The organism is Bradyrhizobium sp. 191, assembly GCF_023100985.1.
GTDB lineage: Bacteria > Pseudomonadota > Alphaproteobacteria > Rhizobiales > Xanthobacteraceae > Bradyrhizobium > Bradyrhizobium diversitatis.
Genome location: NZ_CP064692.1, coordinates 1,249,848 through 1,275,957, shown reverse-complemented (window position 1 = coordinate 1,275,957; position 26,110 = coordinate 1,249,848). Strand labels below are relative to the sequence as shown.

The 26,110-nt window shown below is 59.7% G+C and carries 20 protein-coding genes; 16 read left to right on the top strand and 4 right to left on the bottom strand.

Features of this window, described 5'->3' with window-relative positions; all coding sequences use genetic code 11:
- Nucleotides 1-365: 365 nt before the first annotated feature.
- The 4 genes from rfbF to IVB23_RS05950 all read left to right on the top strand — a co-directional run bounded on the left by rfbF (nucleotide 366) and on the right by IVB23_RS05950 (nucleotide 4,705).
- Nucleotides 366-1,208: a glucose-1-phosphate cytidylyltransferase gene (gene rfbF / locus IVB23_RS05965; protein WP_197965534.1), complete on the top strand. Its 843-nt coding sequence runs from the start codon at nucleotides 366-368 to the stop codon at nucleotides 1,206-1,208.
- The gene (locus IVB23_RS05960; RefSeq protein ID WP_246515244.1) at nucleotides 1,168-2,280 is read left to right on the top strand and encodes an SDR family oxidoreductase; all 1,113 of its coding nucleotides are present in this window, start codon (nucleotides 1,168-1,170) and stop codon (nucleotides 2,278-2,280) included. Before rfbF ends, IVB23_RS05960 begins: the two co-directional genes overlap by 41 nt.
- Before the next feature lie 253 nt (nucleotides 2,281-2,533).
- Nucleotides 2,534-3,304 carry a response regulator transcription factor gene (locus IVB23_RS05955; protein ID WP_061882153.1) on the top strand — a complete coding sequence of 257 codons (771 nt, stop codon included), beginning with the start codon at nucleotides 2,534-2,536 and terminating at the stop codon, nucleotides 3,302-3,304.
- Nucleotides 3,305-4,039: 735 nt separating this feature from the next.
- Nucleotides 4,040-4,705 carry a helix-turn-helix domain-containing protein gene (locus IVB23_RS05950; protein WP_197965536.1) on the top strand — a complete coding sequence of 222 codons (666 nt, stop codon included), beginning with the start codon at nucleotides 4,040-4,042 and terminating at the stop codon, nucleotides 4,703-4,705.
- A gap of 242 nt (nucleotides 4,706-4,947) precedes the next feature.
- On the opposite strand, the gene IVB23_RS05945 is transcribed toward IVB23_RS05950, so the two are convergent.
- Nucleotides 4,948-6,357 (bottom strand): glutamate-1-semialdehyde 2,1-aminomutase, encoded by a 1,410-nt coding sequence (locus IVB23_RS05945; protein ID WP_247802925.1) that lies wholly within the window; start codon nucleotides 6,355-6,357, stop codon nucleotides 4,948-4,950.
- Between the two features lie 360 nt (nucleotides 6,358-6,717).
- On the opposite strand from IVB23_RS05945, the gene IVB23_RS05940 reads away from it, so the two are divergent.
- From IVB23_RS05940 to IVB23_RS05925, 4 genes are all read left to right on the top strand, one after another.
- Complete coding sequence (locus IVB23_RS05940) at nucleotides 6,718-6,900, top strand: hypothetical protein (RefSeq protein ID WP_061882154.1); 183 nt, start codon at nucleotides 6,718-6,720, stop codon at nucleotides 6,898-6,900.
- Between the two features lie 24 nt (nucleotides 6,901-6,924).
- Nucleotides 6,925-7,506: a dTDP-4-dehydrorhamnose 3,5-epimerase gene (rfbC, locus tag IVB23_RS05935; RefSeq protein ID WP_247802924.1), complete on the top strand. Its 582-nt coding sequence runs from the start codon at nucleotides 6,925-6,927 to the stop codon at nucleotides 7,504-7,506.
- 233 nt (nucleotides 7,507-7,739) lie between these two features.
- Nucleotides 7,740-8,912 (top strand): class I SAM-dependent methyltransferase, encoded by a 1,173-nt coding sequence (locus tag IVB23_RS05930; protein WP_245312183.1) that lies wholly within the window; start codon nucleotides 7,740-7,742, stop codon nucleotides 8,910-8,912.
- Between the two features lie 27 nt (nucleotides 8,913-8,939).
- Nucleotides 8,940-10,310 (top strand): DUF4910 domain-containing protein, encoded by a 1,371-nt coding sequence (locus tag IVB23_RS05925; RefSeq protein WP_247802923.1) that lies wholly within the window; start codon nucleotides 8,940-8,942, stop codon nucleotides 10,308-10,310.
- Nucleotides 10,311-10,724: 414 nt separating this feature from the next.
- Here IVB23_RS05925 and IVB23_RS05920 read toward each other — a convergent pair whose 3' ends face one another.
- Entirely contained in the window at nucleotides 10,725-12,758 is a 2,034-nt protein-coding gene (locus IVB23_RS05920) for an HlyD family type I secretion periplasmic adaptor subunit (RefSeq protein ID WP_247802922.1), read from the bottom strand.
- Nucleotides 12,759-12,827: 69 nt separating this feature from the next.
- On the bottom strand, nucleotides 12,828-14,969 hold the full coding sequence (locus IVB23_RS05915; protein ID WP_061882157.1) for a type I secretion system permease/ATPase: 2,142 nt from the start codon (nucleotides 14,967-14,969) through the stop codon (nucleotides 12,828-12,830).
- Between the two features lie 346 nt (nucleotides 14,970-15,315).
- On the opposite strand from IVB23_RS05915, the gene IVB23_RS05910 reads away from it, so the two are divergent.
- From IVB23_RS05910 to IVB23_RS05895, 4 genes are all read left to right on the top strand, one after another.
- On the top strand, nucleotides 15,316-16,671 hold the full coding sequence (locus IVB23_RS05910) for a glycosyltransferase family 4 protein (RefSeq protein WP_247802921.1): 1,356 nt from the start codon (nucleotides 15,316-15,318) through the stop codon (nucleotides 16,669-16,671).
- Between the two features lies 1 nt (nucleotide 16,672).
- On the top strand, nucleotides 16,673-17,806 hold the full coding sequence (locus tag IVB23_RS05905; protein ID WP_061882159.1) for a radical SAM protein: 1,134 nt from the start codon (nucleotides 16,673-16,675) through the stop codon (nucleotides 17,804-17,806).
- A gap of 17 nt (nucleotides 17,807-17,823) precedes the next feature.
- Nucleotides 17,824-19,032: a glycosyltransferase family 4 protein gene (locus tag IVB23_RS05900; RefSeq protein WP_247802920.1), complete on the top strand. Its 1,209-nt coding sequence runs from the start codon at nucleotides 17,824-17,826 to the stop codon at nucleotides 19,030-19,032.
- 391 nt (nucleotides 19,033-19,423) lie between these two features.
- A complete protein-coding gene (locus tag IVB23_RS05895) occupies nucleotides 19,424-20,191 on the top strand; it encodes a hypothetical protein (RefSeq protein WP_247802919.1) in 768 nt (255 codons plus the stop codon).
- A 39-nt stretch (nucleotides 20,192-20,230) separates the two neighbouring features.
- Here IVB23_RS05895 and IVB23_RS05890 read toward each other — a convergent pair whose 3' ends face one another.
- Nucleotides 20,231-20,458 (bottom strand): cold-shock protein, encoded by a 228-nt coding sequence (locus IVB23_RS05890; protein WP_247802918.1) that lies wholly within the window; start codon nucleotides 20,456-20,458, stop codon nucleotides 20,231-20,233.
- 1,319 nt (nucleotides 20,459-21,777) lie between these two features.
- Here IVB23_RS05890 and IVB23_RS05885 point away from each other — a divergent pair.
- The 4 genes from IVB23_RS05885 (at nucleotide 21,778) to IVB23_RS05870 (ending at nucleotide 26,099) form a co-directional block, all read left to right on the top strand.
- A complete protein-coding gene (locus IVB23_RS05885) occupies nucleotides 21,778-23,127 on the top strand; it encodes an extracellular solute-binding protein (RefSeq protein ID WP_247802917.1) in 1,350 nt (449 codons plus the stop codon).
- Nucleotides 23,128-23,209: 82 nt separating this feature from the next.
- The gene (locus IVB23_RS05880; RefSeq protein ID WP_247802916.1) at nucleotides 23,210-24,088 is read left to right on the top strand and encodes an ABC transporter permease; all 879 of its coding nucleotides are present in this window, start codon (nucleotides 23,210-23,212) and stop codon (nucleotides 24,086-24,088) included.
- Nucleotides 24,085-24,990, top strand: a complete 906-nt coding sequence (locus tag IVB23_RS05875) for an ABC transporter permease (protein WP_061882164.1) — start codon at nucleotides 24,085-24,087, stop codon at nucleotides 24,988-24,990. Before IVB23_RS05880 ends, IVB23_RS05875 begins: the two co-directional genes overlap by 4 nt.
- Nucleotides 24,991-24,992: 2 nt before the next feature.
- On the top strand, nucleotides 24,993-26,099 hold the full coding sequence (locus tag IVB23_RS05870) for an ABC transporter ATP-binding protein (RefSeq protein WP_061882165.1): 1,107 nt from the start codon (nucleotides 24,993-24,995) through the stop codon (nucleotides 26,097-26,099).
- The last annotated feature ends 11 nt before the right edge of the window (nucleotides 26,100-26,110 follow it).

Here is a 26,110-nt window from a genome sequence, read left to right as displayed (position 1 = left end):
GACTGTCGCTGAGTGACAGAGGATGACGGCGACCGCCAATGAGACGCGCAGGGAGATCGAATCCTGCGGGTCGTCCCTTCGCCGCTTCCTACTTGTCACCAATCGATGTCGTCGCGTGCCCGCCAGGTTAGTAGGTGTTCGCCTCGAACTTCGAACATTGGCAACTCGGATCGGCAAGTTGACGAACGTCAGGTCGTCATGTGCGCGAACGCTTGTGATGACAAGGGGGACCGTATCGACCGGCGCCGCTTTGCCGAGTTGACGGTCATCAACTCGGTCGTGCCGCAGCCAAGTACGGTCCGGGCTACGCCATCCGAAGATGCATCCGCGCATGTTCGGTGGGGAACCCAGGATAGGAGATCCCTATGAAGGTTGTTATTCTCGCCGGTGGCTACGGTACGAGATTGAGCGAGCACACTTCGGTAGTCCCGAAGCCGCTGGTTGAAATCGGTGGTCGTCCGATCCTGTGGCATATCATGAAGCTGTATTCCCACCACGGCCTGAACGAGTTCGTCATTTGCTGTGGCTACAAGGGTACGGTGATCAAAGACTATTTCATGAGCTATTTGTCCCATCAGGGAGACTTCACGATCGACCTTCAGCGGAACCGCGTCGAAATGCATCGAAACGGATCGGAGCCCTGGCAGGTTACGCTGGTCGATACCGGAGAGAAGACGATGACCGGGGGACGCATCAAGCGAGTGCGCGAGCATCTGGGGAATTCGACCTTCTGCATGACATACGGCGATGGCGTCGGCGACGTCGATATCCGTGCGCTAATCAAATTCCACCATCAGCAGGGTGCCCTGGCGACCGTCACCGCGGTCCAGTTGCCCGGCCGCTTTGGCGCGATCAATCTCTCGTCTGACCGCCCCCGCGCGGCCGGCTTCCGCGAGAAGTCTGCGAGCGACGGTCAGGTCATCAACGGCGGGTTCTTCGTCGTCGAACCTCAGGCCCTCGATCTCATCGACGACGATAGCACGAGCTGGGAAAACGAGCCTCTTGCCCGTCTAACCGAGCAGGACCAACTCGCTGTCTACAGGCACCGCGGCTACTGGCAGAATATGGATACCCTGCGCGACAAGGCCATTCTGCAGGATCTCTGGGATAGCGGAGATCCACCCTGGTGCGTCTGGAATAAGGACGCCGTCGCCAACGGAAGCACCAATGTACAACACGCCGCAATCCCGGATCGGGCGATCCTTTGAGGAGATGAATCAAATGCGCGTTCTCTTCACTGGAGCTGACGGATATATCGGGGCGGTGCTCGGCCCGAGACTGCTTGATCAGGGTTACGATGCGATCGGGATCGACACGGGTCTCTACCGCCGCGGCTGGCTGTTCGATGACGGCAGGACTCGTCCAATGGTCATGTCGCGCGACACGCGGCAGCTGTCGCCGTCTGATTTGGAGGGCTTTGACGCCGTGGTTCACCTGGCGGAGCTCTCTAATGATCCGCTGGGGGAGAATGATCCTGCGATCACGATGGAGATCAACCATCGTGGCTCCGTCGAGTTTGCCCGCAAGTGCAAGCAGGCGGGCATCGGCCGATTCATCTATGCGTCCTCATGCAGCATCTATGGCGCGGCCGGCAGCGAGATGAAATCCGAGACGTCCTCTTGCGAACCTCAGACGGCCTATGCGCGATGCAAAGTGCTCGTCGAGCGCGATCTCGTCGAACTGACCGACTCCCGGTTCACGCCCGTGTTTCTACGTAACGCGACCGCGTTCGGAGCGTCTCCCCGACAGCGCTTCGATCTCGTCCTGAACAACCTTGCAGGGTGGGCGTTCACAACGGGGAAGATTCGCGTCATGAGCGACGGCACGCCCTGTCGCCCGTTGGTCCACATCGAGGACATCTGCCAGGCGATCCTGTGCGCTTTGAACGCACCGCGCGAGGCGGTTTGCGCCGAGGCGTTCAATGTCGGCGATGAAAGTCAGAACTATACGGTGCGAGAGATCGCGGAGATCGTGAACGACACTTTCACCGGCTGCGAACTTTCCTTTGGCCCGAGTGGCCCAGACAATCGCAGCTATCGGGTCTCCTTTGCGAAGATCAAGGCCCACATGCCGAGTTTCCGTTGCCAGTGGAATGCGCAACGTGGTGCACGACAGTTAAGGGGGGTATTCCAGCGCATCCAGCTGGACGAAGCCACCTTCAATGCCGCGCCATTTACGCGCCTGTCAGAGCTTCGCCACCTGCAGCACACCGAGCAGTTGGATCCTCACTTGCGATGGACGCCAATTCCCGAATTCCTTCCGGCGATTGCGCGCACTTAGTGTCCTCCGCGCCGAAAAGGTTCACTCATCTGCCGACGCCGATGGAACCATGTGGGGCCATCGGCGCGGCAACGTCTGTAAAGGATATTTATAATCAGTTGACTCTTTTCCAACAAATCATAATATTTTCCGCAATGCAGAAGGGAAGGAACGCCGAGCAGAGTATCGAAGTCATATTGCCGTTTCATTGGTTCAGACTGCCAACGATGTGAGAGTCCCGGGTAAGAGTACGGGATTGTTCGGAGATTGCGCAGTGGCTGTTATTCTGATTGTTGATCAGCATAGTGTTTATCGCAGTGGCCTCCGAGATGTGATCGAGGCCCGTTTTAAGAAGTCCCGTGTCGTAGACGCGTCACAGCTCGAGAATTGCGAGCTTGAGACAAGCATCGATTTGATCCTGATCGATCTAGGTAGTCTCAACCAACGTTCGCTCGCGGTCCTCTCGGAAATCGTCGACTTGAGACCCGCAACTCGTATCGCGGTGATGTCGGCTTCGAGCAGCCGCACGGATGTGTTGAAATGTCTTTCGGCCGGCTTTCACGGGTTCCTGCCCAAGCTTCAGGCGGATGAGGAATTGCTGTCGGCAGTCGGCGATCTGCTGTCTGGGCGCATTTATGTTCCGCGATGGTTGGCGGATGATGATGTGAGCCGACCAGAGCCGCCTCAGACCGTCAACTTCGATTTGGAAGCTCTGCGATTGACGCGCCGGCAACGCGAAATTCTTCCGCTGCTGGCTCAGGGAATGTCGAACAAAGAGATTGCGCGCGAGCTGAGCATCGCGGAAGGCACCAGCAAGATCCACACAGCGGCGCTCCTGCGCGCGCTCTGTGCGCGTAATCGGACGGAAGCGGCCTTTATCGCGGCGAAGTTGGTCGGTCCCAAGGACAGGCTGGCTCGTAAAATGACAAGCAAGAGGTTCTCGATGGACCAGGGCAATGGCTCAGGTCCTGGCTCAGAGTTCATCGTTGGCGATCGATGGGCGCAGTCCACGGACAGGTTTGCTTTTCGAAGACCAGCCGGGTGATCGGCGCATTCCCTGGCCTTTGCGTGCTCAGCAATAGAGTTGCGTTCGGCGGCGGCCTACTGGAGATGGGCCCATGGAGGCCGCGTCTTCGGTGATGGCGTAAAGCTCGGTGCAGCAAAGCCGTTTCCAACAGCCTGAGATCCCGTCGTTGCGGTTCGGCTGCGTTGTGGTGGACACTGGAGAGTCACCAGTAGGATCGGGTTGCCATGCGCCAGCGCAACCGAGGAGCCGCCGGTGATCCGCAGTATCATGCAGCTCCCCAAGCGTGCGGACGACGAGATCAGAACCTTGTCGTCCGGTCGAGGCGCGACTGGCTGCATCGGTGGATCGACGTCACATCGGTGAAAGGCGCTTCGCCAGGGATGCATCGTCAGGCCTGGCCAGCGTTGCCGCGCCACCTCCAGAGCATTGCGCCGGCGGCTGGCGACGAGGGTATTTGTAGAAACCTCGCGTGAGGCTCGTTCTCAAGTGTAACTCTTCCCAAAATCGACCCAGGGAAGGGCGCTATTGAGTTGGACAAAGGTGGCGCACGCGTGAGCACTTCTTCCGCGAAGTAGCACGAGCTTTTTGCGCTTTTGAATGCCGCATAGGCAGCGAATAGTTTTCCCGACTAAACGGACTAGGCCCATCGGACTATGTGGAACCCGTATAATCCTAACGCTTTAGCCTGAATATCCCTCGAATTTAGGACGTCTACACTTCAGGGTATTGGATTACGTGCTGAGGTGATTTCAAATGCTTACAGAATCCACTTTTCTCCAGAACGGAAAACCCCCTTCACACCTTCATGGATCGAACAAACTTCCCGATTTCCGACGCCCGTCTACGTCCTTCGTACCTCGCTGCAGAGCTCTTTTTTGGGAGGGAGAGGAAGAAGCTCAGAAGATCGAGATCGTCGAGGGCGTCGTACGGGCAGTCCGCCTTCTGGAGAACGGAAATCGTCAGATCCTCGCTTTCTACTGGCCCGGCGACGTCGTCATGCCGACCCATTCGACCCATCAGCAGTTCACTGCGGAAGCCGTGACAGATTGTCGCGTCATCCGATCAAGGACTTCTGGAGTTTGCCGGAGCGATGAGCCCTGTGGTGCCCACCAGGTCCTGGCAGATACCCTCACCTTGGTGATGACCATGAGCCAGAAGAATTGTGTGGCGCGCATCGCCTGGCTGTTGCTGCGCATTCGGCCACACTTGCCTGCAGACCCCAAGCGGCCTGGTGCACTCCGACTTCAGTTGCCCCGGGCCGATATCGCAGACCACGTTGGAACGTCGCTCGAAACGGTTTGTCGCACGCTGGCCGAGTTCAAGGCGAAGAAGGTCATCGACCTTCCAAATCGCAAGACGATCAAGTTCACCGATATCGAGGGGCTCGCGAGGATTTCCAACGGGCGAGCAGTTGACTAAGCGCGATGCGATCAGGATGAACCGTCATCGCGCTTTCGATTGTTGTTCAAGCATGATCTTTTCGGAAAACCGTTACGCACTTCTCTGGATCATGCTTTAGACCGATTCATGTCTCGAGCATCCCGCAGCGAACCGTTCCTCGTGTTCGTGGCGGGTGCTCCGGATGGCGGCGTGATCAGAGTTCGGCTACCCCGATACAACCCGCCGGGTGCCGGATTTTGCGCGTACCGGACTTTGATCGACTAGCTGGCTTTCGCTTTCCTTGGACCGCGAGCTTTCGTTCTCGGTGTTACGGCCGAAGTCGAATTGGCTCGTCGGCGGAACACCGGCGCCACCGGTCGGCCGATCAGATGGGTTTCCGGCCCGTCCTCCAACGCCTTCTGATATACGGTGAATGCGCCATCGATGGCCTCGATGGTTCGGTCGATATCATCGTCGGTGTGCGAATAGCTTGTGACCAGGGAGGGCGCCAGCACGCCACGGCGGATTGTCTCCTGCAGAAACAATGTGCGGAAGGTCTGTGACGGCACTCCGTCACGATCACAACAGGCATAGACCATATTGGACGTCCGGCCGGCGAGCCTGAAATGGCGGGCTAGTCCGCGGCGCTGCACCGAGCTTTCGATGCCGGCCTTCAGGCGACTTCCCTGGCGGTGTAACGTCTCGATGACCGGCTCGTCCCGATAGGTGTTCATGACCGCCAGGGCTGCCGCCAAAGCGTGCGTCTCGGCACCATGTGTCGTCGAAAGCAGGAAGACGCGATCGCGATCATGGTCGAGGCCGCCCAGCTCCATGATCTCGCGTCTGCCGAGCAGCGCAGAGATTGCGATGCCGTTGCCCATCGCCTTGCCGAAGGTCGATAGGTCGGCCTCAATTCCATGGTGACGTTGGGCGGAGCACTCCGGCCATCGAAAGCCCGTGATCATCTCGTCCAGGATCAAGAGAGCGCCGTTCCGATGACAGAGTTCACGCAGCCCGGCGAGATATCCCGGCGCCGGTGGAACCTCTTTTTCGGCTTCGAGGATCAGGGCTGCTACCCGACCCGGATGCTGCGCAAAGAGCGCCTCCGCCGAGGACAGGTCATTGTACCGAAATCCCTGTGTCAGCTGTGCCACGGCCTGGGGAATGCCGGCGTTCATCGGTGTCGTGCAGATCGCCCAGTCGTCGTAGGAGAAGAAGGGGTGATCGGAGCAAAGCGCTATCATGTCCCGACCCGTGTAGGCTCGGGCAAGCCGGATTGCAGCCGTCGTGGCCGTCGATCCGTCCTTGGTGAACTTCGCCATGTCGGCGCCCGGGACAAGCTCGATCAGGCGCTCCGCGCATTCGACCTCGAGTGCCGAAGGCCGTGTAAAGTTCGTGCCTCGGGACAGTTGCTCAACCGCGGCTTTCACGACAGCTGGAAAGCCATGGCCCAGCGACACCGCGCGCAGTCCCATTCCGTATTCGATAAACTCGTTGCCGTCGACGTCCCATACATGGCAGCCCGAGCCTCTCGAGATGAAGCCTGGCGCGAGGAGCGGGTACTGATCGTCGCCCTTCGCGTAGGTATGCGCTCCGCCTGGGATCGCAGCCCGCGCTCGAAGCCGCAGCTCTCCTGACCTTGCGAAGTTGTCCGGATTCTCTATGGAGAAAAAATGCGACCGAATGTTCATTATCAAATCCCTCTCAACGCGTGATTGATGAAGAATGCCGTTACGCGCCGCCCGCGTCGCATTTGAGAGGCAAGAAGGTTCCCGTATTTGAGGAATCTCAACTTCTGGTATCGGCGGAAGCAGGATTCCGGCAATCTTTCCGATTGCTGCAGGTGCGTTCGGGCGACGCACAAGGATACTCGACCTTTTGACGAGCGCCTGGCGGGACGGACGCATCCGGCCGAGGAGGGGCCTCACCCACTGCCCACAGCATCGTTTGGATGCCACCGTCGCATAGCGGGCCGTTATTGAGCTTCGTCAGATTTTCGGGCCCCGGTCTGGCTAAGGTGTCGTGAGGTCACGTCACGGATTGAGCGGGCAATGTCTGAATTCGATCAACTCAGGACCGCAAGCTATGCAACCCAGTTCAGGGCCACGAAAGCGGCGAGCCGGGCTCTCGATTGGCCCGTCCTCGGTATCGCGGTTGCGCTGGTCAGCGTCGTTGCGTGGGACCTGGCCCTGCTGTGGCTTGCCGTCAAACTTTGTTGGATCGTGTTCCTATAGCTGCCCAGCAGTCTCATTCATCGCATGATATTTTCCGAAACAATCCTCGCGGGCGCCTACACCGTGGAGATAGACAGGCATCAGGATAACCGAGGATACTTCGCTCGGGTGTTTTGCGCCGACACGTTCCTGGCGCACGGTCTCAAGCCTGCCGTCGCGCAGGCAAGTATCAGCTACAACGCAAAACGCGGTACCCTGCGGGGTCTGCATTTTCAGTATCCGCCCGCGGCGGAAAACAAGTACGTCCGATGCACCAAGGGGGCGGTGGCCGACGTGATCGTCGACCTGCGGCCGGAATCGCCGACCTACCTGCGACATGTCATCGTCAATCTCTCCGCGGACAATGGCCGCGGGCTCTACATACCGGAGCGTTTCGCACACGGCTTCATCACGCTCACTGACGATACGGAGTTGATCTACCTGATCAGCAACTACTACACGCCGGGCGCGGAGGGCGGGTTGCCGCATGATGATCCGTCGCTTGGGATATCCTGGCCGGCCGAGGTGCGCGTGCTCTCGGATCGTGACAAGGCGTGGAAGCCTCACAGCAACATCGCGGACGAGTTGAAGGGCCGCATGAACATCCCAGTCCACAAGAGGTCGTAGGGTGAGGACTCCACGTTCGCAAAAGCCAGACGTGACTTGACGGTCGTCAATTGCCCCGGCCCGACCAACGTTAACGTGTCGGTGACATCACGGATTGCCACGGCAGGAGCCATAGAATGCTGAAGGAAGTGACATCCACCCTCGACGTCAAGGCACCAACTGCGCATGCAACCGAGTCGAGCTGCTGTCGTTTCTGCAGTGCGCCCCTTGAACGTGTGTTTATCGATCTCGGAATGTCTCCGTTGGCAAATTCCTATCTTCGGAACGAGAAAGCCAAGCAGGACGAGCGTTTCTTTCCATTGCGGGCCTACGTCTGCGGCGAGTGCTTCCTTGTCCAGCTCGAGGAGTTCGAGGCGCCGGAGAATATCTTCGGAGACTATGCCTACTTCTCATCCTACAGCGATTCATGGCTGCAGCATGTCAAGTCCTACGTCACTCGGGTGATCGACAGGTTCGGTATCGGGGCGAACAGCAAGGTCGTCGAGATCGCAAGCAACGACGGCTACCTGCTGCAGTACTTTGTCGAGGCCGACGTGCCCGTTCTGGGCATCGAGCCGGCTCAGAACGTCGCTGCCGTGGCGCGCGCGAAGGGCATTCCGACGCGTGTGGAATTTTTCGGCGAACGCGCAGCCCGTACCTTGCGACGCGAGGGGCTGCGCGCTGATCTGTTGATTGGAAACAACGTCCTGGCTCACGTGCCGAACTTGAACGACTTCGTCAAAGGCATGAGCCTTCTTCTCGCTGATGCGGGGGTTATCACGATGGAATTCCCCCATCTGATGCGCCTGTTCGACGAGTGTCAGATCGACACCATCTATCACGAGCATTTTTCATACTTCTCGTTCATCGCCGTCGAGAAGATCTTTGCGGCACATGGCCTGACGCTGTTTGATGTCGAAGAGCTGCCGACCCACGGTGGTTCGTTGCGTATCTATGCTCAGCACGCCAACAAGGGATGGCATCCGATCTCCCACCGGGTCCTGGACCTCAGGCGTCGCGAAATCGACGCCGGATATGCCAATCTTGATCACTACGACGCGTTCGAGGAGCGCGCCTTGGAAACCAGGCAAAAGCTTCTGTCGTTCCTTGAAGAGGCAAAGCGACAGGGCAAGCGCGTCGTCGGGTATGGTGCCCCTGCCAAGGGCAACACTCTCTTGAACTACTGCGGCATTACCACGGATCTCATTGAGTATACGGTCGACCGGAACCCGCACAAGCAGGGGTCGTTACTGCCGGGATCTCACATTCCAATCTTCGAGCCTGAACGCATCAACGTGACGAAGCCGGACTACATACTCATTCTACCCTGGAACCTGAAGCGGGAGATCGTCAGCCAGCTTTCGTTCGCCCGGAGTTGGGGAGCTCAGTTCGTGGTGCCGATACCCGAGCCCAGGATCGTGGATTGAACCCATTGGATCCGAGGGAGAGGGCGCATGGATGATATCGCAAGGCATGCAGACCTCGCGGATCTCAGGGAGAGTGACGCAGCCGTCGACCTGTCGGCGGACAAGACCGGACGTGCACTCCACGAGTTCATTGCAGATATGTATCCCATCTCCCGCAGCATAACGGGAGAGGGGACCCGAAGAACGATCGATCTCATCCGGAATTATATCCCGCTGACCACCTGCGAAGTACCGTCCGGCCTGCAGGTATTTGATTGGACCGTTCCACCGGAGTGGAACGTGCGTGATGCATACGTCAAGAATAGCGCCGGCGAGCGCGTGATCGACTTCAAGAAGTCGAACCTGCACCTTCTTGGCTACAGCGTCCCGGTGAGGGCGCGCATGACGCTCGACCAGCTCAGGCCTCACCTCTACTCGGACCCGGACAAGCCGGACTGGGTCCCCTATCGGACAAGCTACTACCAGAAGACCTGGGGCTTCTGTCTTCCGCACAATCAACTATTGGCAATGCCCGACGGCGAATACGAGGTCTGTGTCGATGCGGATCTTGCCGCAGGCCATCTGACCTACGGGGATTTGAGATTGCTCGGCCGTACCTCGGACGAGGTGCTGATCTCCTGCCATATCTGCCATCCGTCGCTCTGCAATGACAACCTGTCCGGGATCGCAGTCGCAACCGCGCTGGCGCAGTACCTGCGGAGGATGGAGCTGAGGTATACGTATCGCTTCGTCTTCATCCCCGGCACGATCGGAGCGATCACCTGGTTGGCGCTCAACGAGGCCCATGTCGGGCGGGTGAAGCACGGATTTGTGCTGACCTGCGCCGGCGATTCCGGCGCGATGACCTACAAAAAGAGCCGTCGCGGCAACGCAGAGATTGATCGAGCCTGGTCCTACGTGCTTGAGCAGAGTGGCGAGCCGTACGAAATTCAGGAGTTCTCACCTTACGGCTACGACGAGCGGCAATATTGCTCGCCTGGCTTCAACCTGCCGGTTGGGACCGTGATGCGGACGCCCTTCGGTAGGTTCGCGGAGTATCACAGCTCTGCCGATAATCTGGATTTCGTTCGCCCTGCCGCGCTGTACGATACTCTGACGAAGGCGATAGCAGCGATCGATGTCATCGAGAACAACGCCTGCTTTCGGAATGAAAAGCCATTCTGCGAGCCCAAATTGGGCAATTATGGCCTCTACGGTGGATTGGGCGGGCTCGCGGCCGGAGACTTCCAGATGGCGCTGCTGTGGGTCCTGAACATGTCGGACGGCGATCATTCACTCCTCGACATCGCTGAACGATCCAAATTGCCCTGGGAAGTGATAAAGAAAGCGGCCGCCGCGCTGAGCCGGGCTGGTCTCATCAAGCAAGCCGAGCCGGATCTGCTGACAGCTAAAGCGTGACGGGATGCTTGATTGCTGCGTCGACAGCGGCGCACTCCCTCTCCCGCTTGCGCAAGCGGGCTGGGGAGAAGGTGTATCCCGAATGGACAGTCCCCGAGAGGAGCAAGCTCTCTCCCGGCGCACGGGACGAAGCTTCGCTTCGCTCGAACGCGCCGACCGCGAGCGGGCGAGGTGAACGGCCCGTGGCGATCCGATTGAACCTAAAGCCGCTTTAGTTTCGTCAGGGCGGGTGGTGTTTCGTCGCCGATGGAGGTCAAGACTGCTGAAGGGATGACGAGCTGATGGTGTCCGCTGGAAGTCGCTCGCCAGCAGGTCGAACTTGAGCATTCCCGGACCAGCGAGAGAAACTCGTGATCCAAAGGGCGGCGGTCATTGCCGGGTTGGCAGCGAGTGCGCTTTCATAGTGCTCAAACGCTACCGTTCCCGCAGGCTTTCCTGCTTGTACCGCATGATCGGTGACAAGAGATAGCTGATGACACTGCGCGATCCGGACTTGATCTCGATGGTGGCAGCCATGCCGGGAGAAAGGCTGACACGCTTGTTCTCGATGTTCATGTAACTGCGGTCGAGCGACACCCGCGCCGCGTAGACAAGCTCCTGTCCGATGGGTTCGCTGCTTGTTGTCCCGGCACCGAAAGACTTCGAGTTACCGTTCTCCGGTGGCTTGTTGCGCGGAATGGCATCCTGGGAGATGCTGAGGACCTTGCCATGCAGCAGTCCGTACCGGGTAAAATTGAAGGTATCGATCTTTATGGCGGCGTCCTGGCCCGCCTCGACGAAGCCGATATCCTGATTCGAGATCATAGCCTCGACTTCGAGATTGCTATCGGTTGGAACGATCATCATGATTGGTTGTGCCGGAGTGACCACACCCCCAACCGTGTGAACGGCGAGTTGCTGTACTATGCCGTCGATCGGTGCCGTCAAATTTTGCAGGCCGGTGTGCCGTTCGGCCTTGATGACGTCCTGGCTCAGGCCGGCAGCCTTCTGTTCCGCCTTTGCGAGCTCCTCGAACAATGCGCGTTCGTACTCGGCAATGGTTTTGTTGCGAGTCTCCACCAGGACCGCGATCGCGGCATCCGCTTCGCTGAAGCGGCTTTGCTGAACGAGTATTTCCTGCCGTTGGCCGACCAGCTCCTGGTACTCCGTCAAATACTGCAGCTTGGATCCGAGTTCCTTCTGGTACAGCTGCTCGCGTATCTCGACGCGCTGCTGGAGCGGGCCGATTGTCGCCTTCAGCTTGTCGATCGACGCCTTCGAAGTGGCTCGTTCAGCTTCCCTTTGCGAGATTTGGCGGTCAATCGCGGCAATCTTGGCGGCCTGCTCGGTGTTCTGGCTGACGAGAAAGCGACGATGCATCTCGGTCAGGGCAGGTGTGGTCGACGGTGGCGGGCTAAACGCAGAAGCTGGATCGGTCTTGTTCGACAGCAACGCCGTCAAACGGGCGGCGTCGAGCTGCGCACTCGTCAGGTCGCTCTTGAGGCGGTTCAGTTCTGCGGCCGTCATGGTCGCATCCAGATCGATCAAGCGCTCACCGGCTCTGACGGTTTGGCCATCCTGAACGTAGATTGCTCGCACAACGGCGGTCTCGAATGGCTGGATGGTCTTGGTTCGATCGCTCGGAATGATCTTGCCGGGAGCGATAGCGACAATGTCGATGGTGCCAAGGCTGGCCCAGAGCAAGGCGACGACGAAGCCGGCCGTGATGCTGATGACGATGGTACGTCCAACCGGCGAAGGAGGGCTCTCGACGATTTCGAGTGCTGCCGGGAGGAATGCGAGTGCTTCGCTCGGATGAGTCCCGCGAGAAGGCGTTAGCCCCGCGACGGCACGTCCGAGCTTGCGTGCGTGATCCGCGAATACAATGACGGCGCTCCCGCTGTTCGAGTTCTGGGGAGGCTCCGCCGGCGCGGCTGGCCGCTGCTTGAACATTGCTGGCGAGCGATCGGCAAGAGACGAAAGCATACCGGCCAGTCGTGCCCAGACGATCACGGAGCGTTGCTTTGAACGCCGGATGAACTCCAGGCAGTATCGCGAGAGGCGCAGGAGCCGAACGGTGAGGGCGCGTCGTTGTGCGACCGCGACCAGTCGCCCGTCCCAATTCGCCTCGAGATCGTGTCTGGAAATGATGGACGGCCTCTCGGCGCCAGATGTCATCACCACAGCCTCGTGGCCATGCACCCTTCCGAGCAAGAGAAAGCCTCCGCCGCGAATCGGCAGGATGCCGGGTAAGGTCGATGCCGACAGTCCATCCCAATCGGTCTGGACACAGCTTGCAGAAAGATCAAGCTCCCTCGCGTAAGCGAGCATCTCCGGGACATCGATAGGCGCATGATTGAAGCGCTGGCGAATATGGTCGAGGCTGCTGTCGACACCACGCAGTCGGAGCAGGAGGTCGAGCACAAACAACCCCGGATCGTCGAACGTTCTTGCGGTTGTCTGTTTCATGCGGCCTCGTCGATGCTGACGTGAGCTCGACCGTCTCGCCTGTTGGTATCGGCGCTCGCGAAATGCGGACTATGTAAGGTCATGGAAGCCCGACTGTAGGCGGTAAAGCTTTGAATAACGTCCTCCGCTCTTGACCAGCTGCTGATGAGGACCATCCTCGACCAGGCGGCCATCTTCAATCGTGATGATCCGGTCGGCCATTCGTAAGGCCGATAGCCGATGCGCGATGATAAGTACGGTGCGGCCCTGTACGATTTTTGCCATGTTCTGTTGAACGATGTGCTCACTCTCATAGTCGAGTGCGCTGGTCGCCTCGTCAAAGATCAGGATCCGGGGATCGGTCACGAGTGCGCGTGCGATCGCGATGCGCTGACGCTGTCCGCCCGACAGGCTGCTCCCGCGTTCGCCGACGACGGTGTCGTATCCGTTCGGCAGCTGTAGAATGAAATTGTGTGCACCGGCCATCGTGGCGGCTTCAATTACACGCTCGGTCGATGTCCCGGGATCTGCGAAAGCGATATTTTCCCTGATCGAACAGTTGAAGAGGACGCTGTCCTGGAGAACGACACCGATCTGTCGGCGTAACCAGGCGGGGTCGACCTGAGTCACGTCGATCCCGTCGACCAGAACCCGGCCTCGCTCCGGGATATACAGGCGCTGCACCAGTTTGGCCAAGGTGCTCTTTCCCGATCCCGAGGAGCCCACTATTCCAAGGACCTGCCTTGCCGGAATGTGCAGCTGCACGTCCCGAAGAATCTCCGGCCCATCGATGCGGTAGCGAAAGGTCACCTGTTCGAACGCAATGTCGCCTCGGATGGTACTCAGGGCCATTTTTCCGGGGCTGTAAACCGGTTCCGGCTCTGTATTCAGGATGTCGCCGAGGCGCGCGATCGAGAGCCTGGCTTGGTGAAAATCCTGCCAAGTCTGGGCCAATCGAAGGACCGGAGCGCTGATGCGACCGGAGATCAGATTGAAAGCAACCAGCTCGCCGACGGTAAGATCGCCGGCCATGACGAACCGGGCACCGAAATAGAGGATGGCCACGCTGACCAGCTTGTTCACGAGTTGGACCGATTGGCTGGATACGTTCGCCAGGCTGATGACACGAAAGCTCGCCGCGACGTACCCGGCCAGCTGTTGCTCCCAGCGGCGTTGCATCTGAGGCTCCACGGCCATCGCCTTGAGCGTTTCCATGGCGGTGACGCTCTCAACGAGAAACGCCTGGTTTTCCGCGCCCAGCTGAAATTTTTCGTCGAGCCGTCGCTGAAACAAAGGCGTCGCTCCGGCAGAAATCGCGACATAGACCGGAAGCGAGGCGAGAACGATCAAGGCTAGCGTCGGTGAGTAGAAGACCAGAACGGCAATGAAGACAACCGAAAAGGACAGGTCGATGATCAAGGTCAGAGCCGAGCTCGTCAGGAAATTGCGGATATTTTCGAGTTCCCTGACCCGCGCGACGGAGTCACCCACCCGCCGCGCCTGGAAGTAGCCGATCGGCAACGCCAACAGGTGACGGAACAGCCGAGCGCCGAGTTCGACATCGATGCGGTTGGTCGTATGAGAGAAAAGGTAGGTACGCAGAATCCCAAGGATCGTTTCGAACAACGCGGTCGCTAAGAGGCCGATCGCGAGTACGTCCAGCGTGCTCATGCTGCGATGCACGAGAACCTTGTCGATAACCACCTGGAAGAAGAGCGGTGATACGAGGGCAAACAGCTGAAGGCAGAACGATGCCGCAAGGACTTCGAGGAGCAATCGTCGGTATTTTCGAATTGCGCCGAGAAACCACGTTATGTCGAAACGCCGCGCAAGATCGGAAAGAGAAGCTCGACGCGTCATCAGAATGACCGCGCCGTCCCAGATGGCTTCGAGTTCCATCCGCGACATCATGACCGGTTGTGGGCGACCCGGCTCCAGCGCGATGACCCGCTCGTCGGTAGCCTTTCCGAAGATGAGAAATCTGTCCTCACGAAGGATGGCGAGCGCGGGCATCGGTAGACGGGTAAGCCTAGACCAATTGGTCCTGACGACGCGGGCCTTCAACCCAAGCTCCTTCGCACAGCGGAGAATCTCGGCGGCTCTGATAATAGTCCCGAATTGATGACGGATGCGCTCGGGATCCACGGCATGGCCGTTAAATCGGAGCATCATGACCAACGCGATCAACCCCTGATCGGGGGTTGCGTCAGTTGGCTCAAGGTGCTCGGGCATCCTCGCTCCGCATTGTATCGCGCAGTTGCGCTCCGGCAGTCACGGTGCAGTTCTCGCTGATTATGAAGATATGTCGTTCTGACGCTCGAGCGCGTCCTAGACGCAGCCGGTATCCGCAGAATTGGGCAGCATTCCGACTCGAAAAGGGCCATCTCCATCCTAGGCCACGCAGCGGTACCAAGTTGACGGCCGTCAATACCGGCGCATAGCGGCCGCCTATCATGCTGCCGATGGTTGTAGTTGCGACGAGATCAGCCTTGCACCGCCCGATCGAACACCATTCTGCAGGCGTTGGTGTCCACCTTGCAGCGCGGCCTGTTTCGATCTCCAGACGAGGACCGCGGCGATGACGGAGCCTTCGTTCGATCTCAGCGAAGATGTCGCTGTTTCGGTGGCGCGCTCAAGGCGGGGTCCGGTGACGGAAGTTCCGTCTCGGAGACGAGAGCGGCCTGCCGGATCGGATCGACGCGCTCTGAAAGTGCTGTTTGCGAACAAGTTCTTCTTTCGTAACGGCGGCTCCGAAGTCGTGATGTTCGACGAGATGGAGTTGATGCGCAGGCGGAATGTCGACGTCGTCGAGTTCTCCATGAATGACGATCGAAACATTCCATCACGCTTCCAATCGTATTTCGTTTCGCAGAAGTCGTATCGCGCATCATCCAGGCGCGAAAAGCTGAGATCGGCGCTGTCCTTCATTCATTCATCCGAAGCTGTCTCGCAGATCAGGCGCCTCATCCAAGATCAGAAGCCGGACGTACTGCACTGTCACAACATCTATCACCAACTGACCCCCTCGATCGTCACGGCGGCCGCGGATATGGGGGTTCCCGTCGTTCTCACACTTCACGACTACAAACCGGTGTGCCCCGTGTACACGCAGCTCAGCAACGGGCAGGTGTGTACGAGATGCGGGGACGGCGCGTTCGAGACGATTCTCGCGCGCCGCTGCGCCGACGGTTCTCTTGGGCGCAGCGCTCTGCTTTGGGCGGAGGCGCGCTATCACGCGCTGCTCGGAAGCTATCATCGCGTCGAAAAATTCATTGCGCCGAGCAGGTTCATGTATGAAGCCATCGTCCGCAGGTTCGGTGCGGCCAAGGTGGTTCATATTCCGAATGGAATAGATGCATCGCGTATCGATACGGCCGTCGGCGACGAGGAATACGCGCTGTATCTTGGTCGCCTGTCACCCGAGAAAGGCGTCGAGGATCTCCTTAAAGCCCATGCCGCAGCTCAGGGCGCCTGGCGGCTGGTGGTCGCCGGCACTGGACCGCTCCTTGATGAGTTTCGGCGGAAGTACCCGGCGGTGGAGTTCAGGGGGCACCTAACGGGCAGCGACCTTGAACGAACGATCAGCGAAGCCGGGGTGATCGTGGTGCCTTCGGTCTGGCACGAGAACAGCCCGCTCTCGATCCTCGAGGCGATGGCGCACGGTAAGCCGATCATTGCTTCGCGCATTGGCGGAATTCCCGAGATGGTCAGGGAAGGGACGACAGGTCTGCTGTTCGACCCTGGCAATGCGTCTCAACTCGCCGAAAAAGTCAGAGATCTTCTGCTCGATCGCAGCCGGCGCGAAGCGTTCGGTCGCAACGCACGGAGAATCGTCGAGGACGAGTACTCGCTCGAGGATCATGGCTCGGCATTGTTCTCGTTGTACGAGAATCTGATTGCAACAGCTGGCTTACATAGGAAAGTTGGATCATAAAATGGACCTTACCGTCATTTCCACGTTCCGCTGCAACTCCAAGTGTCAGATGTGCTACATCTGGCAGAATCCAACCGAGCCGAAGGAAGAGGTGTCGCTGGCCACGCTGTCGAAGCTTCCGTCCGGCTTCGACAATTTGAACGTGTCAGGTGGAGAGCCGACGCTTCGCAAGGACCTCGGAGAGATCATCGATCTTCTCTATCCGAAGGCAAGAGTGACGGAGATATCGTCGAACGGGCTGCATCCCGAGCGCCTGGTTCCGATCATCAAGAAGCACCCCAACATCAAGGTACGTTTCTCGCTCGAAGGTGATCAGGAGACGAGCGACAGAATTCGCGGCGAGAAGGACGGTTACTACACCAAGATCGCCGGGCTTCGTATGCTGCGCGAGGCAGGAGGCACCGACCTTGGCTTCGCCATGGTCATTCAGGACGAAAACGTCGATCAGCTCGTCAATGTCTACGAGTTCGCCCGCAAGGAGGGATTCGAGCTGGCGACGTCGACGCTCCACAATGCGTGGCAGTTCTACAAGAACGACAATTACTTCTACGACCGGAAGGCAGTCGCCCGGAAGGTCGAGGGGCTCATCTCGGCGATGCTGCGTAGTCCGAAGCCAAAGAACTGGTTTCGGGCCTACCTGAACCTTGGCCTGATCGAGAAGATCCTTGGTCATGATCGGCTGATCCCATGCAGCGCAGGCAAGGATTTCGCTTTTATCGACCCCTGGTCGGACGTCTGGGCCTGCAACGTTCGCTCGGATTTGCCGATGGGAAATCTTGCGCGGGAGTCATGGGACGAGATCATGAACAGCGAGACCGCTCAGCAGACACGCAAGAAGGTCGCGGGCTGTGAGCAGAACTGCTGGATGGTGACCACCGCGCGGACCGCGATGCGATCCAACCTGGTCCCTCAGCTTCCGAAGAGCGAGCCGCTGCTGTGGGTCCTCAAGAACAAGCTCAAGGTCTCGATGGGCAAGAGCATATGCTTTGATAGCTACATCAATTATTCCGACGTGCGCCCGTCGCCGCACGTCGAGCGAACGTCGTTCCTGAACAAGACTGTCAAGGCCCGGCTGGTCAAGGGCCGCGTGACGCCGGACGAGCATTACCCGTTGCGTACCTTTATGAACAATTAGATTGGAAGGAAGTCCAGATGAGCAGGCGTGAGATCTACATGTTCGGCTTCCGTGGCTTCCCTCAAATTCAGGGTGGTATCGAGACACACGCAGAGAATCTCGCACCAAGGGTGGTGGAGCTCGGCAGACGGGTTACCGTCTGCATGCGGTCGCCCTATGTTGCGTCGGATGTTCCCAAGGTGTGGAGGGGCGTGCGGGTCCTGCGGCTGTGGACTCTGAGCAACAAGTACCTCGAGACTCTGCTCCATTCCGTGGTCTGCGCCATTGTTGCAATGGTGCGGCGCCCGGCACTGGTCCATATCCATGGCATAGGTCCTGCAATCGTGACGCCATTGCTTCGTGCCGTCGGCCTGCGGGTCGTCGTCACGCATCATGGCGAGGACTACAACAGAGAGAAATGGGGCTGGGCGGCGCGCACGGTGCTGAGGACCGGCGAGGCGCTCGGAATGCGCTACGCCAGCAAGCGCATCGCGGTCAGCCGCAGCATCGGCGAGCTTGTCATGTCCAAATATGGCAAACCTTGCGAGGTGGTGCCGAATGGCGTGGTATTCTCGGACATGCCACAGCAAAGCGAGAAGGTGGTCGAGCTGGGATTGGAGCCGGGACGATACGTATTGACGGTCGGCCGGCTCGTTCCCGAGAAGCGACAGCTCGATCTGTTGCGCGCATTCCTGGCGACCGCGCTGCCGGGATGGAAGCTCGCCATAGTTGGAAAGATCGACCATCGGAACGAGTACGCGGATCAGCTGGCTAGAGAAGCGGAAGGCCACCAGAACGTCGTCATGGCCGGGTTCCAGACCGGCGACGGCTTGCGACAACTCTACGCCCACGCCGCGCTGTTCGTCCTGCCGTCGTCGCATGAGGGGCTGCCGATCGTGCTGCTCGAAGCGCTCAGCTATGGATTGCCAGTGCTGGTAAGTGATATCGCACCCAACCTGGAGGTGGTCGCTGATCCCGAGCACATCTTCCATGTCGGTGATTGCGAGGAATTGGGTGCGAAGCTGCAGGCGCTGACGAAGACGCGTCCGAGCGCAGCCGAGCGCGAAACCGTACGCCGCGAGAGCGCCGTGCGGTACGATTGGTCCGATATCGCATTGCGCACGCTGGAGATCTACGATGACCTGCTCGGCCGCAAGCGGCAGCAGGGCAATCTGTCGCGCGCTGGCTGGGCCAGCAGCAGCGCAAGGTCGCGACAATCGGTATACGGCAGGCCCGCCAACAATTGAGCTCCCGCCAGCGGCCTCTCCGGCAAAGTCTGGCAGCATACTGGTGCGCGCCTTGCGTGATCCGGCTGACGTGACGCCGCGCCCGGGCTGGCGGCGCAGAGGATTGTGGCGGCTGCTCGGAGCCTGATTTCAGGCCGGGCGGCCTCGTTCTCATTGCTGAGATCCCGGCTTTTTGTTGTCGTCCCCAACTTTTGGCGATAGCGCCGGTCGCGATCGATGCGCCGGCGTCCAAAGTCCGCTGCCCGCGATCGAAATCCTGGCGAGCCACCAGGTCTGCGACCGGATCCGATCGCTCGACCGGTCCCCGGCACGAGCTGGATTTCTTCCATTGCCCAAATAATAGACATAGATTGGGGCTTCCGAAAGCCGTTGGACCCTGAGAGGCTCCGCGTTGGGGATTCGCAGGCCCGATGATGCTGGCCAGGTGTCGAAGCGCCGGGCGTTGCTGGAATATGTGAAAATGAACAGGGTGGATGGGCTAACGCCCGGTGAGATTGACGAACGGATCGTTTCGATCATCGAACTGGCCGGTGAAGAGCTGATGCGCCAGTCCGATCCGTCGTTCGAATTCGTGCCCGAGCGGATGAGAAGGGGGATATTGACCGTTCATCAGCGCCTGAAAGCGGAGCTTGCAGCGCTCATCAATCTGCGGACCGTATATGGCGATCTGATCGTTTGTCGCGTTGTTGCCGGCGACTATCCCTGGATCCACAACCAGTTGTCGCCGTATCAACATTTGAGGCTCGCGTGGCTTCAGCTCACGCAGCTGAGCAGCATGTTCGATCGTTCCTGGACCGAGCTTGATCGCCTTCACAACGAAACGTTAGAGTTGCTTTCTATCGACGTCGAAAGGGACGTTGCTGATGGCTCGCCTCAAGCGGTTGAGCGGAGCGCGCGGGCAGATCGCTGGTTCGAAGTCATGCCGCAACCTGGAGCGTCAGCGTCGGCGACCATGAGGATTGCAAGCGAGTTGTCGACTGACGTAGTCGTTGCGGAGTATTGCGACGCTGCGCGGCGCGATCTCTTGGAACAGATCGACGCGACCATACGAATCGTTGGTTCCAGCATTGCTTGTTTCTTGTCGCGCCACGGGGCCGAGCTGGTAGACCTCATTGATCGTTACAACGACATGATCGAGAACATCCAGCCCCGAAAGTGACACGAAGAGCTCGAACTTGAGATAGTACGAAAGCTCCATTCATCCGTCAGATTTGGCTTCATGGGCTCCGACCCGCAGGCGACTGGCAGTTACCCTGTCCGCGATGGAAACGAGTTCGTAGCTCACTCTTTGCCCTTCGATGAGCGTTGGCAGCCCAGCTTCTTCGACTGCGGACATATGAACGAATATGTCCTTGCCTCCGCCGTCGGGCCTTATGAAGCCGTAGCCCTTGAACTTGTTGAACCAGACTACGAATCCGTTAGCCATACGTCGAGCCTAGACCTCTGCTTGCGTCAACCGCTGCTACGCCTTGGTCGGGGGAGGGGTTGAGCTTCGTTCATCCAGATTGAGCCGGTGCTGCAAAATGCCGCGCACAACCGGAACTCTGCGTTGAAATCTCGTTTCCTCACATTCTCAATATGCGGAGTCCTGCCGTGCGAATATCCCGCGTTGATGCGCAGCGCGCCTTCTGGCTTGCCTACGCTGTAGGCGCAAGCGCCTCAATACATTGCGTCGGCCGATGAACCCAGAGGGCTACCCCGCATCTCGCTCTGGATGCAAACTCATTGAAAATTGATTGCGTTCCAATAGGTCAGGTAAATTCAAAAGAGAATATGGGGGCCTCTCAGCACACCTCACCGGGGCAACTGGCGGGGCGAGGGCGGTCCGCAAGTGTGCGCGTGAAAGAAGACGTCAGTCAGTGCCGGACATTGAGACAGAAATCAGCTCATGAGATGAAGAGATCGGAGCGGGAGCTTCAGCCTGCTGGCAATTTTTCTCACCGCTTGTGGCGTTCGTCCAAGTCGTCGCGAAACAGCGTGCAAGCTCTTCCCTTCCAAAATGAGCAACCGTACCTGCTCGATCTCGTGATGGCTCCATGGCGGAGCAAGCTTCTGCTTGTTGGTCTGCAGGGACGACACTGTCTCGCTCCTTTTCAGGCGGTTGAGAGGGCGTCTGCCGAAGGGGCAGCGCAGCAGATCTAGGTTGCGCAACTCCTCGCGGCTGCGTTTGCTGTTTGCTCCGGCTGCCCAGGACGTGCTCTCGCACGATCCCCGATGCTCCCGGACTGCCTTGCACGAAGGAAGCTATCGGAACAAGGCAGTGCGGAATCTGATCACCGTCAAGTTGCAGGATGACCGCCGGCGTCGATGGCCTCCCCACCTTGTTCCACGTGCGATGATGGCGCTGCGAGGGCAATGTCGACTTCACGATGGGCGAGAGCGGCAGGCGTCGACGGTGCAGACGAATTCGTATCGACGCATCTTGCGCTGCTCGCCGCGAGTGCGCTCGCCTTCAAGTAGATGAATCCGGTGGTGGCGACGATCACTCGCGCGCTGAAGGACCTGGATGGTCCCGCGAGATGACAGCCGAACGGGCTCGACGCGGTATAGCGGCCTGCCGCCTTCGTAAGCTGCGTGCTGGAATGAAATGCAGAGAGTTGAGCCATTAGGCGCGCTTATGTCGCGAATATTTACTTCCAATTTTACTTCGCGAAATCCCGTCAATAGCCTCAAGCGCAATTGATCACATCCGCAGGGATCGCTGAAGATCGTTGCGGTCGCTCATCGTAACCAACGAGGGTTGCCATGCTTGACAGGAACAAGGGGAATGTTGGTGCCAACCAGGCCGAAGCGGAGCCGGCGGAAGTAAGAAAACTGAGCCGCCGCAGGCTGTTGAAGAGTGCTGCAGCGGTCGCAGGTGCGGCCGTCGGCTCGGACGCGATCCGCGGCTTCCCGACCATCTGGGCGCAGGAGATCAAGGACATCGAGCTCCGCCACGTCGGCGTCTCCTATTCGGTGGTGAAGGCGGTCGGCGACCAGGCCGCCAAGGATCTCGGCTTCAAGGTGACGATGCAGAACCTCGATACCTCCGCCGCCATCAACCGCTTCATTAGCCAGCCTAATACGGTCGACATCGCCGACCTCGAGGGCTGGCAGGCCAAGCTCGCGGCCAAGCGCGGCGTGATCCAGGGCATTCAGGTCAAGAAGATCAAGGAGTTCGACAACATCCTGCCGATCTTCACCAAGGGCGAGATCGATGGCCACAAGATCCCGCGCCAGGGCATCTCGCCCTATGAGGCCATGTACATCGCCAAGCCCGATTCCACCGATCTGCACGACGGCGTCACCGAGTGGGCGACCTTCCTGCCGCAAGTCTACAATGCCGATTCCATCGGCTATCGTCCCGATCTCGTCGGCCACGAGGTGACCGAGTGGAAGGACCTGATCGATCCCAAGTTCAAGGGCAAGGCCGCGATCCTCGACGTGCCCGCGATCGGCATCATGGACGCCGCGCTCTGCTTCGAAAGTGCCGGCCTGATCAAGTACGGCAACAAGGGCAACATGACCAAGGAGGAGATCGACTTCACCTGCAACAAGCTGATCGAGCTGAAGAAGCAGGGCCAGTTCCGTGCGACCTGGACCACCTTCGACCAGTCGGTGCAGCTCATGGCTGCGGGGGAAGTGGTCATCCAGTCGATGTGGTCGCCGGCGGTGGCCGCCGTCCGCGTCAAGGAAATTCCCTGCGTCTACGCGCCGGTCAACGTCAAGAACGGCAAGGAAGGCTATCGGGGCTGGTGCAACGGCATGGGCCTGATGAAGCATCTCTCCGGCAAGAAGCTCGATGCGGCCTATGAATATCTCAACTGGTACCTGTCGGGTTGGCAGGGCGGCTTCGTCGCGCGCTACGGCTATTACAGCCCGGTGCCCTCGACCGCGAAGAAATTCCTGACACCGGCCGAATGGGCGTTCTGGTACGAGGGGCAGCCGGCGCCGGAGGTGGTCAACGATCCCTACGGCGTGCCGATGGAGAAGGCCGGCACCAAGCGTGACGGCGGCTCGTTCCTCGATCGCGTCAAGAACATCTCTTGCTGGAACACGCTGATGGACGAGGCGGCGTACATGAACAAGCGCTGGAATGACTTCAAGGTGGCCTGAAACCTGCTTTCCCTGACCTGAAGCGATGCACCGGCGCCGTCACGCGCCGGTGCGAGAAGACCGACTCGAGGCGTTTGCCGCTATGCAGTCCAGTCAAACTCCGCCACGCGCAAATCTCGCCGGCTGGCTCTATGTCGCGCCGCTGGTCCTGGTGCTCATGCCGTTCTTCGTGGCGCCGATTCTGGTGGTGCTGGCGGCGAGCTTCTTCGCCACCGACGGCTTTGGCGGGCTGACGCCGGGCTTCACGCTGGCAAGCTACGTCGAGGTCCTGCATTCGGCGCTGACGCTGAAGCTGTATCTGGCGACGATCAAGTTCACGGTCCTGACCTGGATCTTCACGTTGGTCATCGGCTTCTTCGTCGCTTACTTCCTGGTGTTCCACGTCCGCAACCAGCTGCTCGCGATCGGCCTATTTCTCTTGTGCACAGTGCCGTTCTGGACCTCGAACATCATTCGGATGATTTCCTGGATTCCGCTCCTGGGCAAGGAAGGCCTGATCAACCAGGCGCTGCTTGGAATGGGCGTGATCCGTCAGCCGCTGGAAGTGCTGCTGTTCTCCGATCTCGCGGTGGTGATCGCCTATGTCCATCAGCTCACGATCTTCATGATCGTGCCGATCTTCAATTCCATGGCGCGGATCGACAAGAAGCTGATCGAGGCCGCGATCGACGCCGGCGCCAGCCGCTTCGACATCATGCGCTTGGTCGTGGTGCCGATGTCCAGGAGCGGCATCGCGCTCGGCACCATCTTCGTGGTCTCGATCGTGATGGGCGACTTCTTCGTGGTCAAGGTGATGTCCGGCGGCGGATCGGCGTCGGTGGTCAGCGCCTTCTACGAGGACGTCGGCGTGCTGCAATATCCGACCGCGGCGGCCAGTGCCGTGCTGCTGACGCTCGTGCTGGTTGCGATCGTCTCGCTGATCCTCCGCACCGTGGATATCCGGCAGGAGATCACGCGATGAGCGCGGTTCTCGCCGACATGCCAAAGTCCGACGTGTCGAAGACGGTCGCGCCCGCGACGACCAAGGCGATCGCGCCGAGCAAGGGCGGCCGGCCCTGGACGTTCTACGTGCTGGCGACGCTGTTTGCCTTCTATGTCATCGCGCTCTACGGCCCGATGTTCTGCATCTACATCCTGTCGTTCCAGGACATCCGTGGCGGACTTGTGTTTCCGATGAAGGGTCATTCGCTGCACTGGTTCGTCGATCTTTTCACGCAGGTGCGGACCGGCGACGTCATGGGGTCTTTCGACCGCTCGATCAAGCTTGCGGTCATCGTCACCATCATCACTGTGGTGGTGTCCTTCCTCGCCGGCCTCGGCTTTCGCAAGCGATTTCGCGGCGACACCTTTGTCTTCTACATGATGATCGGCAGCCTGGTCGCGCCCGGCCTCGTGCTCGGTCTCGGGACGGGACTTTTGTTCCAGGCGCTCGGGCTGAATGCGAGCTGGTACACGTCGGCACTGGGCGCGCAGCTGTCCTGGACGTTGCCGTTCGGCGTGCTCGTGATGTTCGCGGTGATGTCGCGCTTCAACCACGTCTGGGAGGAGGCGGCGTACGATCTCGGCGCCAGCCGTTGGCAGTCGATCCGGATGGTGATGATCCCGGTGCTGGCGCCCGGTCTCGTCGCGGTTGCGCTGTTCGGCTTCACGCTGTCCTACGACGAGTTTGCGCGCAGCCTGCAGACGGCAGGCTCGCTGAACACGCTGCCGCTGGAAATCTGGAGCATGACGCTGAACGTCACCTCGCCCTCGCTCTACGCGCTCGGCACGGTGACCACCATCGTCTCCTTCGTCGTCATCGGTGCGAGCCTCGGCACCATCGTGCTGATCCAGAAAAGGCGCGGCAGCGCGACAAAGGGTTAGGAATGAAGAGCGATCGCGGCGATATCGAACTGGCGGGCGTCTGCAAGAGCTTTGACGGCGCGACCTACGTGGTCGATGGCGTCAATCTGAAGATCGAGGACGGCGCCTATTGCTGCTTCATCGGCCCGTCCGGTTGTGGCAAGACCACGATCCTGCGCATGATCGCAGGCCATGACGACCCGACCGCCGGCGAGATCGTGATCGGCGGCCAGAACGTCGTCGGTCTTGCGCCGGTACAACGGCGCACCGCGATGATGTTTCAGTCTTACGCGCTGTTCCCGCATCTGACCGTGCGGGAGAACATCGCCTTTGCGCTTCGCGTGCGCGGCCAGTCCAAGTCCGATCGGCTGCGCGCGGCGGATGCCATGATTGAGAAGGTCAGGCTGACGCAATTTGCCGACCGCTTGCCGGCCCAGCTTTCCGGCGGCCAGCAGCAGCGTGTGGCGTTGGCGCGGGCCGCGATCACCGAGCCGCGCGTGCTGCTGCTCGACGAGCCGCTGTCCGCGCTCGACGAGCAGCTCCGCGTCCAGATGCGCCAGGAGCTGCGGCGGATGCAGCAGGAGCTCGGCATCACCTTCATCCACGTCACCCATACCCAGCTCGAGGCGATTGCGCTGGCCGACCTCGTCGTCGTGATGGAGCAGGGCAAGATCAAGCAGGCGGGCCCGGCGCGCGACGTCTACGCGCATCCGCACGATCGCTATGTCGCCGAGTTCATGGGCGGTCAGAACGTGTTGTCGGGCCGCGTCGAGAAGGTCAACGGCGCGAGCTTCACGCTCGCGCAGGCAGCGCCTGATGGCATCGAGGTGCCGCTGCGGCCACGCTCGGCCGTCAGCGTCGGCGACAAGGTCGATATAGCGGTGCGCCGCGACGACGTCGCGCTGGTCCGGCCCGGCAGAGACTTGCCTCCGGGTTGCACAACCTCGCTGCCGAGCCGCGTGCTCGCGATCGAATACCAGGGCTATTTCGTCAAGGTCATGCTCGACACGGTGCCGGACGACGAGTTCGTCGCCTACGTGCCGGAAAAGACCTTCTTCGCAGATCCCTTCGCCGTAGGCGATGTCGTGATGGCCACATGGGCCGCCGGCAGCGCGTTGCCACTCGCCTGAAGACCCGTCGC